The sequence below is a fragment of the Arthrobacter sp. NamB2 genome (genome assembly GCF_005281365.1).
Taxonomy (GTDB): domain Bacteria; phylum Actinomycetota; class Actinomycetes; order Actinomycetales; family Micrococcaceae; genus Arthrobacter_D.
This window is the reverse complement of record NZ_SZWI01000006.1, coordinates 214299-229684: the sequence shown is the minus strand read 5'-3', so window position 1 is coordinate 229684 and position 15386 is coordinate 214299. Positions and strand designations below refer to the sequence as shown.

At 68.0% G+C, this 15386-nt stretch carries 12 protein-coding genes and 1 tRNA gene; 6 read left to right on the top strand and 7 right to left on the bottom strand.

Features of this window, described 5'->3' with window-relative positions:
- Positions 1-6: 6 nt before the first annotated feature.
- Genes FDK12_RS12170 through FDK12_RS12160 form a run of 3 tightly spaced genes read right to left on the bottom strand, consistent with a single transcriptional unit; the run spans position 7 to position 2607 of the window.
- Positions 7-615 carry a bacterial proteasome activator family protein gene (locus FDK12_RS12170; protein WP_137369809.1) on the bottom strand — a complete coding sequence of 203 codons (609 nt, stop codon included), beginning with the start codon at positions 613-615 and terminating at the stop codon, positions 7-9.
- A 37-nt stretch (positions 616-652) separates the two neighbouring features.
- Positions 653-1255, bottom strand: coding sequence for a DNA-binding response regulator (locus FDK12_RS12165; RefSeq protein ID WP_137369808.1), 603 nt, complete (start codon positions 1253-1255; stop codon positions 653-655).
- Positions 1252-2607, bottom strand: a complete 1356-nt coding sequence (locus FDK12_RS12160; protein ID WP_189636339.1) for a sensor histidine kinase — start codon at positions 2605-2607, stop codon at positions 1252-1254. Before FDK12_RS12160 ends, FDK12_RS12165 begins: the two co-directional genes overlap by 4 nt.
- A gap of 113 nt (positions 2608-2720) precedes the next feature.
- Between FDK12_RS12160 and FDK12_RS12155 the strand changes: the two genes are divergently transcribed.
- Complete coding sequence (locus FDK12_RS12155; protein ID WP_137369806.1) at positions 2721-3728, top strand: ABC transporter ATP-binding protein; 1008 nt, start codon at positions 2721-2723, stop codon at positions 3726-3728.
- Between the two features lie 45 nt (positions 3729-3773).
- Positions 3774-4550 (top strand): hypothetical protein, encoded by a 777-nt coding sequence (locus FDK12_RS12150; protein ID WP_137369805.1) that lies wholly within the window; start codon positions 3774-3776, stop codon positions 4548-4550.
- A gap of 64 nt (positions 4551-4614) precedes the next feature.
- Here FDK12_RS12150 and FDK12_RS12145 read toward each other — a convergent pair whose 3' ends face one another.
- The 3 genes from FDK12_RS12145 to FDK12_RS12135 form a co-directional block, all read right to left on the bottom strand.
- Positions 4615-4824 carry a YbdD/YjiX family protein gene (locus FDK12_RS12145; protein ID WP_104117713.1) on the bottom strand — a complete coding sequence of 70 codons (210 nt, stop codon included), beginning with the start codon at positions 4822-4824 and terminating at the stop codon, positions 4615-4617.
- Positions 4824-7100, bottom strand: coding sequence for a carbon starvation CstA family protein (locus tag FDK12_RS12140; RefSeq protein WP_137369804.1), 2277 nt, complete (start codon positions 7098-7100; stop codon positions 4824-4826). The genes FDK12_RS12145 and FDK12_RS12140 overlap by 1 nt, the downstream gene beginning before the upstream one ends.
- Positions 7101-7248: 148 nt before the next feature.
- Positions 7249-7503 carry a hypothetical protein gene (locus FDK12_RS12135; protein WP_137369803.1) on the bottom strand — a complete coding sequence of 85 codons (255 nt, stop codon included), beginning with the start codon at positions 7501-7503 and terminating at the stop codon, positions 7249-7251.
- A 178-nt stretch (positions 7504-7681) separates the two neighbouring features.
- Between FDK12_RS12135 and FDK12_RS12130 the strand changes: the two genes are divergently transcribed.
- Entirely contained in the window at positions 7682-8698 is a 1017-nt protein-coding gene (locus FDK12_RS12130; RefSeq protein ID WP_137369802.1) for an FUSC family protein, read from the top strand.
- Positions 8699-8704: 6 nt separating this feature from the next.
- On the opposite strand, the gene FDK12_RS12125 is transcribed toward FDK12_RS12130, so the two are convergent.
- Positions 8705-9679: an NAD(P)H-quinone oxidoreductase gene (locus FDK12_RS12125; protein ID WP_137369801.1), complete on the bottom strand. Its 975-nt coding sequence runs from the start codon at positions 9677-9679 to the stop codon at positions 8705-8707.
- Positions 9680-9742: 63 nt separating this feature from the next.
- On the opposite strand from FDK12_RS12125, the gene FDK12_RS12120 reads away from it, so the two are divergent.
- The 3 genes from FDK12_RS12120 to FDK12_RS12110 all read left to right on the top strand — a co-directional run bounded on the left by FDK12_RS12120 (position 9743) and on the right by FDK12_RS12110 (position 15214).
- Positions 9743-9830: transfer RNA gene (locus tag FDK12_RS12120), tRNA-Ser, on the top strand.
- Positions 9831-9950: 120 nt separating this feature from the next.
- Entirely contained in the window at positions 9951-10484 is a 534-nt protein-coding gene (locus tag FDK12_RS12115) for a septum formation family protein (RefSeq protein WP_137369800.1), read from the top strand.
- A gap of 215 nt (positions 10485-10699) precedes the next feature.
- Positions 10700-15214: an ExeM/NucH family extracellular endonuclease gene (locus tag FDK12_RS12110; RefSeq protein ID WP_137369799.1), complete on the top strand. Its 4515-nt coding sequence runs from the start codon at positions 10700-10702 to the stop codon at positions 15212-15214.
- The last annotated feature ends 172 nt before the right edge of the window (positions 15215-15386 follow it).

The following is a 15386-nucleotide window of genomic DNA, read 5'->3' as shown; positions in this document are numbered from 1 at the left end:
TACGACTTACAGGTACTGGCCGGGCCCGTGCGTGTCCGCCGGGGACGCCTGGGCGCGGGGTGCAAGGGGGGTGCGCTTGGGTTCGCCGTCCTCGCCGACCACGACACCGGGTGCGATCACGGTGCCGGGGGGCAACTGCCGCAGCTGGAGACGGGCTGCCAACTGCTGATTCGCCATCTGCTGCGCTGCGAGCGCCGCCTGGATCCCGTGGAAGAGGCCCTCGAGCCACCCGACGAGTTGTGCCTGGGCAACACGCAGTTCCGCGTCGGTCGGAGTTGAATCCTGGTCGAACGGCAGGTTGATCCGGTGCAGTTCCTCGACGAGCTCCGGTGCGAGTCCGTCCTCGAGCTCCTTGACCGAACGCTCATGGATGGAGGCGAGCCTCGTCCGCCCGGCGTCGTCGAGCGGCGCGGTGCGGACCTCCTCCAGCAGCTGCTTGAGCATGGTGCCGATGCGCATGACCTTGGCGGGCTCGTCCACGAGCTCGGCGAGGGAGGCGGGACGCCCGTCGGCCTCGCCCGGAGCTCCTGAAGGCCCGGCCGGCCGGCCGTCCTGGGGAACGGGGACAGCCCCTGGGGCGGGATCGAAGGGACTGGCCGGCTGCTGTTCAGTCATGACGCTATGCTCCCACAACCGCCCGGAGCCGGACACGTCAGATCCAGCCTTGTTCCCATGCGATGGTTGCCGCCTCGTGACGGGACGGAGCGTCGAGCTTCGTCATCGCCGACGACACATAGTTGCGCACGGTCCCCGGTGCCAGGTTCAGCTCTCGCGCTATCGTCTGCAGGCTGGCGCCCTGGCGCCCGTGCCGCAGGACGTCGAGCTCGCGCGAGGTGAGGGGGCAGGACTCGCCCGTGAGGGCACTCGCGGCGATGTCCGGGTCGACATACCTGCGCCCCTCGGCGACGTCCCGGATGACATTCGCGAGCTGGTCGGCGGGGGTCGATTTCGGCACGAACCCTGCGACCCTGCTCGCGAGCGCGCGCCGCAGCACTCCGGGACGGGCATGCCGGGTGACGATCACGACCCGCGTCGCGACGCTCCGGAGTATCTCCTCTGCTGCATAGATACCGTCGGTCGGCGGCATCTCGAGGTCGAGGACGCAGACGTCGGGAGCGTGTTCCCTGGCCAGGCGCACCGCATCGCTCCCGTTGTCGGTGCTCGCTACGACGTCGATGTCCGGCTCCAGCCGCAGCAGGGCCACGAGTGCACCCCGGATCAGATGCTCGTCATCGGCGAGGATCAGGCGGATCACGGCTGATCCCCCAGGGGCAGGTCGGTCGAGGTGCTTCCACTGTGAGCACGGGAACCGGCGGGGACGGGTGCTACGCCTGAATCGGCGGACGAACCCGCCCCGCCGCCGTCCGCCGGTGCGCGCCCCGGAGCAGTAGCGGTCAGGATGAACTCTCCGTTGCTCCGTTCGGTATGGACGCCACCACCGACGGCCTCGAAACGACGGTGGAGTCCGTCGATCCCCGAGCCACCCGGACGCGATGTCCCGTTCTCGGCCACGCCGTCGTTCCTGACGGTCAGGACGAAACCGCCGCGTGACCGCGCGAGGCGGAGCACCACGGAGGTCGCTTCGCTGTGGCGCAGGATGTTGGTCGTCGCCTCACGGATCACGAGACCGAACAGGGTCCGCTCCTCGGGCGGCAGCCCGACAGCGTCGACGTCGACGGAACAGGCGATGCCGGCTGCCCGAAGTACTTCCGCGGCGTTGGCGGCCTCGGCGGCCAGGGACACCGCCCGATAGCCATGCACGAGCGCGCGCGTGTCCTCGAGGGCGGTACGAGCGAGCGCCTGAGCCTCGTTGATCTGGGTGCGGGCGGACTCCGGATCGGAGTCGAGCAGGCGTCCCGCGAGTTCCGTCTTCAGGGCGATGACCTGGAGGTGGTGACCCTGGATGTCATGGAGGTCGGCGGCGAAGCGGAGGCGTTCCTTGGCGACGGCCAGCTCGCCCGAGGTACGGCGGCTGTCATCGAGGCGCAGCACGATCTCCCACCACCAGATACTCGCCACGAAGAGCAGGGGCGTCATCAGTGCCCAGAGGGCTACCGAGATCACGCCCCCTTCGTCCCAGAACGGTCCGCTCATCGTGTGCCCCAGCATCAGGCCGAGCGGACCGTGCACGATGAGCAATACCAGGCCCACACCAGTCACCCACCACCGTCTGCGCCGGCTGACGACGACGGCAAGGGCATTGCAGGCGAACCAGAGCGGCAGTGCCCCGATCCACACCGTGTGGTCCTGTGCCAGCCCGAGGACCCACAGGGCCGCACTGGGGATCAGCAGCCACAGCGTGTAGCGGCGTCCGGGCAGGCCCGCGCCCAGGCCGCCGCGGAAGAACCAGCAGTAGCGGATCAGCGCCGTGGTGGACGCGACGGCGAGAGCGAGGACCACGCCATCGAGCAGCTGCCACCCGGGCTGCCCGCTGCCGAGCATCAGGAGGGTGCTGATGCCGTTCACGAAGACGCAGTAGAGGACGATGGACCCGACCGTGTAGCGCCAGGTGGCACGGACACCGCGGCCTGCTTCGGATGCGGCGCGGTCCGGAGCAGTTCCCGCGTCCGGTTCCTGCAGGGTGCGTCGATCCGTGGAGAGTGCCATGGCGTCCATCGTAGGACCATGACATATGTCATTGATCCGGCGTGGGTCAGGACCCGCAAGGAGGTGACGCGCGGCCACTGATGCACCGCGGGGGCCGCGGGAAGGATTGAGCCATGACCACCTCATCCAGCACACGGGTACTCCGGGCCACACAGGGCAGCCCCTCCGCACCAGGACAACCGGCCGACACGATCGCCGTCTCTGCGCAGGGCCTGCGCTGCAGCTACGGCTCCTACGAGGCCGTCCGCGGCATCGACCTGACCATCCGCAACGGCGAGTTCTTCGCCCTGCTCGGCACCAACGGCGCCGGCAAGACCACCACCATGGAGACCCTCGAGGGCCACCGCCCCGCCACCGCAGGAACGGTGACCGTCCTCGGTGGCGACCCGTACCGGGAGAGGGCGTCCATCCGGCCCCGACTCGGGATCATGCTGCAGGAGGCCGGCTTCGCCGATGACCTGACGGTCGAGGAGACGTGCCGGTTGTGGCTCAGGCTCTCGTCGCCGAACCAGCGGGGATCGAGCCGCGACGACGTCATCGCCCGGGGCCTCGACGTCCTCGACATCGCAGGGAAGGCGTCGACCCGGGTCAAGATGCTCTCGGGCGGGCAGCGGCGGCGCCTCGACCTCCTGCTCGCGACGGCCAACGAACCGGACCTCCTGTTCCTCGACGAGCCGACCACGGGGCTCGACCCGGAATCCCGTGAGCGGACGTGGGAGCTCGTCAGGAGCCTGAGGGACGCCGGAACCACGGTGGTCCTCACGACGCACTACCTCGAGGAGGCGGAGGCCTACGCGGACCGCCTCGCCATCATGCACGGCGGACGGATCGCCGTGGAAGGCACGCTCCCGGAGGTCCTGCGCCGTGAACCGTCGGCCATCTCGTTCGAGGTGGACGCGTCCGTCGACGTCCTCCGCCTGACCGGCATGGGGCTGGCTCCGGAGTTCACGCCCACACCGGCCACCACGCAGGTGACCGTGCCGTCGCTCGACCTCCAGCAGGATCTCTGGAAAGTACTGTCCTGGGCGGACGGGAACAGGATTCGGCTGGACCGCCTGTCCGCGTCGGAGGCATCTCTCGCCGCCGTCTTCCGCCGCGTGAGCCTCGGCGACACCGCCTGACGTGCCTCACTGCCACCCCCGAACCCTCGTCCACCAGGAGAGACCATGACAACCGCTCCGAATGCTCCCTCGACAGCCCTCCGGGCCCCGTCCGCCGCCGGCCGCGTCCTGTCCATCGCGCTCATGGAACTGCGCATCATCTTTCGCAACAAGACGGTCCTCACCGGAGCCGTGCTCATGCCGGTCGCCATGGCCGTCTACATGTTCTTCATCGGCGCCGACCAGATGGCCGGTCCCACGGGCATGGCGATCATGGCCGGCCTCACCCTCATGATCGTCACCCTGCTGGGCGTCTACCTGACCGCGACCACGACCCTCGCGACGCGACGCCAGGAATTGTTCCTCAAGCGGCTGCGCAGCGGCGAGTCGTCGGACACCGTCATCTGGCTGGGCATGCTGGCGCCCATCGTGGTGCTGGTCGCCGCCCAACTCGCGATCATCGCCGTCGGCTTCGGTATCGCCGGCGTGGATGCGCCCACCCGGCCCCTTGTCGTGCTCGGGGCCGTCCTCGGCTTCCTCGCCCTCTGTGCGACCGCCGGCATGCTCACCAGCATCTACACGCCGTCCGCCGCAGCGGCCCAGATCACCACCCTGCCCTTCTTCGCCGTCGTCGTCGGCAGCTTCTTCTGGACCGGGTTCGACGACGGCCTCGAGGTGATCTCCCGCCTCACCCCGGGCGGTGCACTGCAGAATCTCCTGATGGCCGGCTGGGGCGCCGAACCGCTCGACGTCTCAGTGGCGGTCGCCGCCGTCGTGCTTGTCGCCTGGGTCCTGCTGCCGTACCGGATCGCCGCCCGGCGCTTCCGATGGGAGAAGCGCTGAGGCACGGACACGACGAAGCCCGGCGCTCCCTCGGGAGGCGCCGGGCTTCGTCATGGGTCCTCCGCTAGCAGCAGCGGCCCTCCGGGTTGGCGTCCTGGCGGTCGGTCTTGTCCCGCCAGAACTCCCTCTCCGTCATCGGCAGACCGCCCGCGTGGGAGTGCTCGTGGTGGTCAAGGTATGCCTGGTAGGCGTTCTCCCCCATCACGCCCTTGAACAGCCAGGCCAACTCACGGGCTGTATCCCGCGCACGGTGCAGGACCTGTGGGACGGTCATCAGTGGCCCGCCCTCGCAGGCCGCTTTCCCGGCTCCAGGGCTGCCCACTGCGCCTCCAGTTCCTTCTCCGCCGGCGAGGCGATGAGGCCCGCAGGCGCGAAGGTGCGCGACGGCACCGCGGGGTCCTCGTTCTCCTTGCCGCCGCCGTTCCGGTAGGCACGGACGGTGGCGAGGATCGCGGTGATGATGACGATGATCGCGAGAACCACGAAGAAGATCGACAGCGTGCCCTGGATGAACGTGTTGCGGACCACGGCTTCCATGGCGGCGACGGTCTTGGCCGTGCCGAAGCTCTCCTCGCCGGCTGCCAGCGCGTCCTTGAACGCCGTGTGCTGCGCCCAGTATCCGATTGCGGGAGTCGAGGAGAAGATCTTCTGGAACGACGCCGTGATGGTCACCACGGACGCGAACGCGAGCGGGAGGGCCGGGATCCACAGGAACCGGAACAGGCCCTTCTTCGCGCAGATCGCCATGCATACCGCGAGCGCGATCGCCGCGAGCAGCTGGTTGGCGATGCCGAACAGCGGGAAGAGCGTGTTGATGCCGCCCAGCGGATCGGTGACGCCCATGATGAGGATCGCTCCCCACCCGGCCACCATGATCGCCGTGCAGATCCACGCCCCTGCCCGCCAGGAGGTGTCGCGGAAGCGGGGCACGAAGTTCCCGATGCTGTCCTGCAGCATGAACCGTGCCACGCGGGTTCCGGCGTCGACCGCGGTGAGGATGAACAGCGCCTCGAACATGATCGCGAAGTGGTACCAGAACGCCATCATGCCTGCGCCGCCGAAGACGCCCTGCATGATCTGCGCGATGCCGACGGCGAGGGTGGGCGCACCGCCCGTACGCGAGACGATGGACTCCTCCCCGACGTTGGACGCCATGGTGCTGAGGGCCTCCTGGGTCAGGTTGACGCCGGTGAGTCCGAGGCCGTTCACGAAGGTGACGGCGCCCTCGATGGTTCCGCCGGTGGCCGCGGCCGAGGAGTTCATGGCGAAGTAGATGCCACGGTCGATCGACAGCGCCGCGACCAGCGCCATGATCGCCACGAAGGACTCCATGAGCATCCCGCCATAACCGATGAAGCGCGTCTGGCGTTCCTTCTCGATCATCTTCGGGGTCGTCCCCGAGGAGATGAGCGCGTGGAAGCCCGAGAGCGCGCCGCAGGCGATTGTGACGAACAGGAAGGGGAACAGCGTGCCGGCGACGACGGGGCCGGTCCCGGAGGTCGCATACGGCGTGATGGCGGGGACGCTGATCTCCGGTCGCGTGATGACGATCGCGACCGCGAGCATGATGATCGTGCCGATCTTCATGAAGGTGGAGAGGTAGTCGCGCGGGGCGAGCAGCAGCCAGACGGGCAGGACAGCGGCGATGAAGCCGTAGATGATGATGCCCCACGCGATGGTGATGCGGTCGAGCGTGAAGAGATCGACGCCCCAGGCCGTCTCGGAGATCCAGCCGCCGCCGATGATGGCCAGCAGCAGCAGTGCGAAGCCGATCAGCGACACCTCGGTGACCCTGCCCGGCCGGAGGTAGCGCAGGTAGACGCCCATGAAGAGCGCGATCGGGATGGTCATCGACACGGAGAACACGCCCCACGGGCTCTCACCGAGGGCGTTCACGACGACGAGCGCCAGGATGGCGACGATGATGATCATGATGGCGAGCGTGGCGATCAATGCGGCGGTACCACCGATGACGCCCAGTTCCTCGCGTGCCATCTGGCCGAGGGAACGGCCCCCGCGGCGCATGGAGAAGAACATCACGAGGTAGTCCTGCACCGCACCCGCGAAGATCACGCCGATGATGATCCAGAGCGTTCCGGGGAGGTAACCCATCTGCGCCGCGAGCACGGGACCCACGAGAGGCCCTGCTCCTGCGATCGCGGCGAAGTGGTGACCGTAGAGGACGCGCCGGTCGGTGGCCGCATAATCCTTGCCGTCGGCCTTGTACTCGGCAGGCGTAGCGCGTCGATCGTCAGGCTTCAGAAGGTTCCGCTCGATGAACTTCGAGTAGAACCGGTAGGCGATCAGATACGTACAGACCGCGGCGAAGACGAACCAGATGGCGTTGACGGTTTCGCCCCTGACGACGGCCAGCATCGTCCACGCAATACCGCCCAGGAGTGCGATGCCAATCCAGAGTGCGATCTTCGCCGGCGTCCACCGGCGGTCTTCTGCTTCAGCCTGCTGCGGGTCGACGGCGACCGCGGGCAGGTCCGGATCCGTCATCAGCACGTCGGCGTGCTGATGGGATCCGCTCTGCTTCTTACTCATGATGCTCCTCGAGTGCGAGAGTGTGATGCACACGAAGGTAGCAACGTAGTGAGGCTTGCGTCACATGGCAAGCCTCACCGGCGAGGGATTGCGCCGAACGCACCTGCGCTTGCGGCGGGTGGCTCAGCGCTCGGCGGTACCCGCCGCGTCAGGAGGAGCTGCGCTTGCCCCCGTCGAGGCCGTCGTCGAGGACCGCCGGTGGCTCGTCGTCGTCGTTCGCGTTCATGCCCTCGCTGATACTGGAGTGCGTCCTGGTTCGGCTGTCGGCCGGCTCGTCCGCGTCGTCCGTCGGCCCGTTGTCGACACCGTCCGGCACCTGGTCGCCGAGATTCTGGGCGAAGCTGTCCGCTGCCTGGGACAGGCCGCCTTCATCCCCGTCCTGGCCGTGATCCGTGGTGCTCACTGTCCTGCTCCTTCCGGTTGGCTGTCCTGCCAGCCTTCCACAGCTGCGGATCATCCGAAAGCATGCTGATGGTTCTTGCCGTGGGTGCTTCCTCTGGCCGGAGTAGGGTTGATCGGTGGCACAGCGCCATCCGATGCCAGCGGCGCCGTCGATCCCTCCGACCGGAAGCCTGCAGTCCGTGAACCTCCTCCGTGACCTCGTGACCATCGCGCCGTCCGCCCAGGACCACCACCCTGCGCTGCGGTGCGCCGTGGGCGTGGCCGCACCGCTCCTCGTGGTCCTGCTGCTCGGTCGGCTCGACCTCGCGGTGTTCGCCACCTTCGGCGCGTTCGCTGGCATCTACGGACGCAACGAGCCCCACCGCCGGCGCCTCGGAACGCAGGTGCGCGGCGGCGGGCTCATGCTCGCGGTAGTCCTCGCTGCGGCGTTGACCGCGCGCGCCGACGTCGGACCGTGGGGCCTCGTGATGCTCACCAGCGCAGTCGCAGGAATCGGCACCTTCGCCGCCGGACTCTTCCGGCTGCGGCCCGGCGGCTCGCTGTTCCACATCTTCGCTTTCGCCGCCATCGCTTCCGTTCCTGCCCAGCCGCCGCTGTGGCAGGGAGTGGTGACGGCGATCGCGACGGTGGCGTTCGCCGTGCTCCTCGGGCAGGCGGGGAACCTCTGGCCCCGCCACCGAACGGTGTGGCAGCGCGCCCCTATCGATCGACCCACCGCGCGGCATGTGGCCGCCCTGGGTCGGGAAGCAGCCCTGTACGTCACGGCGGCGCTGCTCGCAGGCAGCGCAGTGACGGCGCTCGGAATCGGTCACACCTACTGGGCGATGGTTGCGGCGACCGTGCCGCTGGTCGGGCAGTCCCCGCGCGCACGCGTGAACTGTGGCCTGCAGCGCATCCTCGGTACGTGCGCCGGGCTCCTCCTGACGGCCCTGATCCTCCTGCCCGCGCTGGCCGCGTGGCAACTCGTCCTCGTGATCGGCGTCGCGCAGTTCGCGGCGGAGATGTTCATCCTGCGGCAGTACGCCCTCGCACAGGCGTTCGTCACGCCACTCGCACTGATCTCCACGGAACTGGCGCATCCCGCCGACCCGGCGACCCTGATCGCGGACCGGGCCGTCGAGACCCTCATCGGCGCCTGCGTCGGGATCGCCCTGGTGCTGTTCCTCCATCTCCGGCAGCGGCCGTCTCGGGCCTAGTTGCGCCTAGCGCATCGACAGCAGGATCTTCCCGGTGTGCTTCCCGGCATCGAAGTAGCTGTGCGCCTCCGCGACCTGGTCGAGCGGGAAGGTCCGATCCACGAAGGGGCGGACCGCGCCGGAGGCCACCAGCGGCCACACGTTGTCATGGACCGCACTCATGATGGCGGCCTTCTCCGCAACGGGACGGGCCCGCAGGGTGGTGCCGGCCACGCTCGCCCGCCGGGCCATGAGTGCCCCGAGGTCCAGTTCCGCCCTCCCTCCGCCCTGGAGCCCGATGACCACGAGCCGCCCGCCCGTCGCCAGGGACGCGACGTTCCGGGCCAGGTACTTCGCCCCGACCACGTCGAGGATGACGTCCGCCCCACGACCGTCGGTAGCCGCGCGCAGTTCCTCGACGAAGTCCTGCTCCCTGTAGTTGATCAGCGTCCGCACCCCGAGCGAACGGGCGACGTCGAGCTTGGCGTCGGACCCCGCCGTCACGTGCGGCACTGCCCCGAGTGCGAGGCTGACCTGGATCGCCATCACTCCGATGCCCCCGGACGCTCCGTGGATCAGCACGTCGTCGCCCTCGGACAGGCCCGCGTGCGTCACGAGGTTCGACCATACGGTCGCCGCCGTCTCCGGCAACACGGCAGCCTCTTCGAGGCCCACCCCGTCAGGCGCGCGAACCACCTGCCCGGCCGGCACGGCCACCTTCTCGGCGTAGCCACCCCCCGCCAGCAGGGCGACGACGGCGTCCCCCTCGGCGAACCGCGAACGGCCGGGATCCGCGACATACCCCGATACCTCCAGTCCCGGTACGGTCGACGCCCCTTCGGGCGGAGGATAGAGACCGCGGCGCTGCTGCACGTCGGCCCTGTTGAGCCCGGCGGCGACGACGTCGATCACCACCTCGTCCTCCCGCCGGACGGGAACGGCGACCTCCTCGACAGACAGCACCTCCGGCCCTCCTGCACTTCTGATCACCACTGCACGCATCCGCGATCCCTCCGTCTTTTGGTATTTGGGCGTCCCCTGCCCTTCGTGAAACACTAGCGGCGGGGAAGGTTGTCCGAGCGGCCGAAGGAGCTGGTCTTGAAAACCAGTGGGCGGTTACCCCGTCTCAAGGGTTCGAATCCCTTACCTTCCGCTCCCCAGGAGGCCCCGCCGTGCGGGGCCTCCTTTTCTTTCCTATCCTGAGCCGCAGGCTGCGTTGCCGTGGTGCACCCCGCCGTCGTCCTGTACTGTCCCAGAAGCAACAGCCACACGATTGGCACAGGACGGGGTCTCGATGCGCGCGGGGGAATTCAGGGGATCAGTGCCGAGCGGTGTGGGCAGGGCAGTGCTATCGATCGTCACCCTTGCGCTCGTGACGGGCTGCACCCTCATCCCTGAGCCCGGCGCGGACCGGGACGCGGAGGGCGCCGTCACCGCCGAAGCCGAGACGGATGCGTTCTCGATCGAGGTGGGCGACTGCATCTCCGACCCCGGTGTCTCGAGCGTCACCGACATCATCGTCCTGCCCTGCGACGAACTGCACGATTTCGAGGCGTTCGCCGCCACGGAGATGCCTGACGGCGACTACCCGGGAGCACCTGCTGCGATCACGGCCGCCAGCGAATTCTGCGCGCGCGAGTTCACCGGCTATGTCGGTGTGGAGTACGACGCATCCGTGCTGGAGATGCTCTACTTCTACCCCGTCGAGGAGAGCTGGAACACCGCGAACGACCGGGAGATCCTCTGCTTCGTCGCGGAACCGGGCGAGACACCGGTGACGGGGTCCCTCCGGAACGCCCGCCGTTAGGGTTTCGTCCACGGACACCGGGCAGGAGCTCGGGTTCGTACGAGCCGAAGCCCCGGTGGTAACCCTTTGTTCACGATGGTCTGATTGGCTGGCCCCAGGACTGGAAATGTCACCTGTGTCACATAGGGTGCTCATGCCAGGCGCCGACCCCTGAGGGATCGGCGGGTTTCACTCGCGGCTGCTGCGCGGCCATCGTCAAGGAGATTGAACAACGAATGGTTAATTCGTCATGGAAGGGAGCGCTCGGTGCGGCGCTGTCGGTAGGGCTGATCGCCTCACCGATCTTCGCACTGCCGGCCGTCGCCGAGGAGACACCACCGGCCACGGCGTCCGTCGCAGGAGACGGCGTCATCATCAACGAGGCCTACGTCACCGGGGGCACCGTCGGGACCCCGTTGCGCAACAAGTATGTGGAGCTCTACAACCCCACGGACGCACCGGTGAGCCTCGACGGCTGGTCGCTGCAGTACCGGGGGCCCGAGTCGACGAGCGCGCCGACCGCCTATCCGCTGACCGGCACCATCCCCGCCAAGGGGTACTTCCTGGTCCAGGGACGATCGAACGCAGCGAATGGGGAAGCACTCCCGACGCCCGATGCGAGCATCGGCATCGACCCCGGCGCTGCCGGCGGGGTCATCGTCCTGGCCAACCAGCCCACCAGCGTGGGTGTCCTGCCGGCCGGTGACACGACAGCCGTCCCCGGAGCCGTCGACCTCCTCGGCTACGGCACGAGAGCGACCTCGTTCGAAGGTGCCGCTGCTCTTGCGCCGGGCTCGGGCAGCGCACAGTCGGCCAACCGGACCGGTTTCGTGGACACTGCCAACAACAGGGCCGATTTCTCGCTCCAGGCCGTGACGCCGACGAACAGCACGGGCACGACCGGCGGACCCGCCCCCACGCCTACTCCCACTCCCACCGAACCACCCGTCCCCGGCGCCGTCGTTCCCATCCGCGACATCCAGGGCACCGGTCCGGCCACGCCGCTGTCCGGTCAGAGCGTCACCACGCGGGGCAAGGTCACTGCGGCTTATCCCTCGGGCGGGTTCGCAGGCTTCTATATCCAGACGCCGGGCACCTCGGCGACTCCCGAGCAGACCGCGTCCGATGCGATCTTCGTCTACTCCCCCGCGACCGTCGGATCGGTCGCCGTGGGCGACTACGTCGAGGTCACCGGTATCGCCGGCGAATTCTTCAACCTGACGCAACTCACGGTCGCCGCGGGCGGCACGGTCAAGCTCTCGGAGGCGGCAGAGGAGCCTAAGGCCTCCGCCATCGCACTCCCCGCAACGGAAGCTGCGCGCGAAGCGGCGGAGGGAATGCTTTTCGAGCCCTCCGGGACGTTCACCGTCGCGGACAACTACACCCTGAACCAGTACGGCGAGGTCACCCTGGCTGCCGGCACGGAGCGTCTCCTCCAGCCGACCGACGTCGCCCGTCCCGGCACACCGGAGAATGCAGCGGTCATCGCGGACAACGCCGCCCGCAGCATCCGCCTCGACGACGGGGCCACGACCAATTTCCTGAATCAGGCGAACCGCGGCAAGGTTCTCCCGTACCTCACGCCCTCGCAGCCCGTGCGCGTCGGCTACAGCGCGGAGTTCATCTCGCCCGTGGTCCTGGATTTCCGCAACAGCGCGTGGAAATTCCAGCCCCTTGCGGAGTTGAACGGAGCCAGCCCCGACGGCGTGCAACCCGTGCAGTTCGCGGGTGAGCGTCCTGCCGCTCCCCAGTCCGTCGGTGGCGACCTGAAGATCGCCTCCTTCAACGTGCTCAACTACTTCCCGACCACGGGTGAGGACCTGACCGGCTGCACGTACTACACCGACCGCGCGGGCAACCCGATCACCATCAATGGCGGCTGCACCGCACGCGGTGCTGCGAACAAGGAGAACTTCGAGCGCCAGGAGGCGAAGATCGTCGCCGCGATCAACGCCCTCGGCGCGGACGTCGTCACGCTGATGGAGATCGAGAACTCGGTCAAGTTCGGCAAGGACCGGGACGCAGCGCTCGCCACCCTCGTCGCTGCGCTGAATGAGGCGGCCCCCGGAACCTGGGACTACGTACGCTCCCCTGCGGCCGTTCCCGCGCCCGCCGACGAGGACTTCATCCGCACGGCCATGATCTACAAGAAGGCCGCCGCCGAGCCCGTGGGCGAGTCCGTCATCCTGAACGACAACGTGGCCTTCTCCAATGCACGCAAGCCCCTCGCCCAGTCCTTCAAGCCCGTCGGCGGCAGCGAGGCGGAGACGTTCCTCGCGATCGTCAACCATTTCAAGTCCAAGGGCTCCGGCCCGAGCTCCGGCGCCAACGCCGACAGCGGTGACGGACAGGGTGCCTGGAATGCTGCACGCGTCACCCAGGCAAGGGCGCTCGTGGCTTTCGCCGACTCCGTGAAGGCGACGGCGAAGACGGACAAGGTCTTCCTCACGGGTGACTTCAACTCCTACTCGCAGGAGGACCCGATGCAGGTTCTGTACGAGGCCGGATACGTGAACCAGGGCGAGAAGGACGACAGCTACTCCTATGTCTTCTCAGGGCTGAGCGGTTCCCTCGATCACATTTTGGCCTCGCCGACAGCTGATGCCACCGTGACCGGCGTGGACACCTGGAACATCAACTCGGTCGAATCCGTCGCGCTCGAATACAGCCGGTTCAACAACAACGTCACCGATTACTACAGGGCCGACCCCTACCGCGCGAGCGACCACGACCCCGTCGTGGTGGGACTCGACCTCGTCCCCGAGGCGACATCCACCGAGCTGAATCTGCTGAACATCAACGATTTCCACGGCCGTATCGACGCGAACACGGTCCGCTTCGCGGGTACCGTCGAGAAGCTGCGGGCGGAGTCCGGCGACGACAGGACGGCGTTCCTGTCTGCAGGCGACAACATCGGTGCCTCGCTGTTCGCGTCCTCGCTGCAGGATGACGAGCCGACCATCGATGTGCTCGACGCCCTGGACCTCCGGGCCTCGGCCGTGGGCAACCACGAATTCGACAAGGGACTCGCCGACCTGACCGGCCGTGTCAGCGGATCTGCGGACTTCCCCTACCTGGGCGCCAATGTCTATGCCAAGGGCACGACGGATCCCTTGCTCGACGAGTACAGCATCATTACGGTCGGCGGCATCGACGTAGCAGTCATCGGCGTCGTCACGCAGAGCACCGCTACACTCGTGAGCCCGGGCGGCATCGAGAACGTCGACTTCGGCGATCCGGTCGAGGCGGTCAACCGCGTCGCTGCCGAGATCGAGGAGCAGGACCTCGCGGACGTCATCGTCGCCGAGTACCACGAGGGCGCCGGTGACGGCGTCGTGGAAGGCGCGACGATCGAGCAGGAGATCGCCGCAGGTGGTCCTTTCGCCGAGATCGTCACGCAGACCACTCCCCTGGTGGACGCGATCTTCACCGGGCACACTCACAAGCAGTACGCGTGGGATGCTCCTGTCCCGGGTGCTGCCGGAGAGACCAGGCCCGTGCTGCAGACCGGTTCCTACGGTGAGTTCGTCGGTCAGATCAAGCTCACCGTAGACAACGCCACCGGCGAGGTCGAGTCCTACACCGCTCGTAATGTGGCGCGTACCACCGAAACGGATGCCGCGCTCGTGGCAGCATTCCCCCGGGTCGCGGAGGTGAAGACGATCGTCGATGCAGCCCTCGCTGAAGCGGCTGTCATCGGCAACCAGAAGGTCGGCTCCGTGACGGCGGACATCACCACGGCCTTCATCGGCACCGCACGGGACGACCGCTCCTCGGAGTCCACCCTGGGCAACCTGGTTGCCGACTCGCTTCGGGCAAGCCTTGCCCCCGCTGAACGCGGCGGCGCCCAGATCGGCGTCGTCAATCCGGGAGGGCTCCGCAACGAGCTCTATTACGGGCCCGACGGCGTCGTGACCTTCGCCGAGGCCAATGCCGTCCTTCCGTTCGTCAACGATCTCTGGACCACGTCCCTGACGGGTGCTCAGTTCACGTCGATGCTCGAGCAGCAGTGGCAGCCGGAAGGTGCCTCGAAGTCCTTCCTGGCCCTGGGCCTGTCGGACAACGTCAGTGTCACCTTCGACCCGACGCTCCCACGGGGCTCGAGGATCACCTCGGTCATGATCGACGGCGCGCCCCTCGATCCCGCTAAGGACTACCGGATCGGCACGTTCAGCTTCCTGGCCCAGGGTGGTGACAACTTCACGGTCTTCCGCGAAGGCACGGACACCCGCGAGTCCGGGCTGGTGGACCGGGACGCATGGATGGACTACATCCGGGCCAACAGTCCGTTGTCGCCGTCGTTCGATCGCCGCACCGTCCAGGTGCAGGGCGCTCCGGCAACGGTGACGGCCGGCACGGCGGTCTCCTTCACTGTGGCGAAGCTGGACCTCACGTCCCTGGGCAGCCCGGTGAACACCACGCTGGCCGCGAGCTTCGTCGCGACCGATGGCACGGCAACACCGCTCGGGTCCTTCCCTGTCACCGGCGGCAGCGCCACGGTAGACGTCACGGTTCCATCGACGGCGAGCGGCCAGGGACGGATCGTCCTGACGGCGGCGCCGAGTGGAACGACAGTCACCCTGCCTGTCACGGTGGAAGCAGTTCCGCAACCGGAGGAACCGGCGAAGCCGGCCAAACCCGAGAAGCCGGCCAAACCCGAGAAGCCGGCCAAACCCGAGAAGCCGGCCAAACCCGAGAAGCCGGCCAAGCCGGAAAAGCCGGCCAAACCCGGTAAGCCGGAAAAGCAGTAGCCGGACGCTCTACCGCGAGCGGCTATCCACCTGGTGCCACTCCTCGGCGCCAGGTGGATAGCCGGGGGGGGCGCTGGCACATCAGCACCGCAGGAGGGGACCTTCACCGTTGGGTGGGGGTCCCTTCCGTTTTTCCCGATCGGCAGTGGGACCTCGTCGCCGCGCGGTCCGT

Bases quoted from the DNA above. Each gene is read 5' to 3' on its own strand.
- FDK12_RS12170 (WP_137369809.1), bottom strand. From the start codon at position 615: ATGACTGAACAGCAGCCGGCCAGTCCCTTCGATCCCGCCCCAGGGGCT.
- FDK12_RS12160 (WP_189636339.1), bottom strand. From the start codon at position 2,607: ATGGCACTCTCCACGGATCGACGCACCCTGCAGGAACCGGACGCGGGA.
- FDK12_RS12155 (WP_137369806.1), top strand. From the start codon at position 2,721: ATGACCACCTCATCCAGCACACGGGTACTCCGGGCCACACAGGGCAGC.
- FDK12_RS12150 (WP_137369805.1), top strand. From the start codon at position 3,774: ATGACAACCGCTCCGAATGCTCCCTCGACAGCCCTCCGGGCCCCGTCC.
- FDK12_RS12145 (WP_104117713.1), bottom strand. From the start codon at position 4,824: ATGACCGTCCCACAGGTCCTGCACCGTGCGCGGGATACAGCCCGTGAG.
- FDK12_RS12140 (WP_137369804.1), bottom strand. From the start codon at position 7,100: ATGAGTAAGAAGCAGAGCGGATCCCATCAGCACGCCGACGTGCTGATG.
- FDK12_RS12125 (WP_137369801.1), bottom strand. From the start codon at position 9,679: ATGCGTGCAGTGGTGATCAGAAGTGCAGGAGGGCCGGAGGTGCTGTCT.
- FDK12_RS12110 (WP_137369799.1), top strand. From the start codon at position 10,700: ATGGTTAATTCGTCATGGAAGGGAGCGCTCGGTGCGGCGCTGTCGGTA.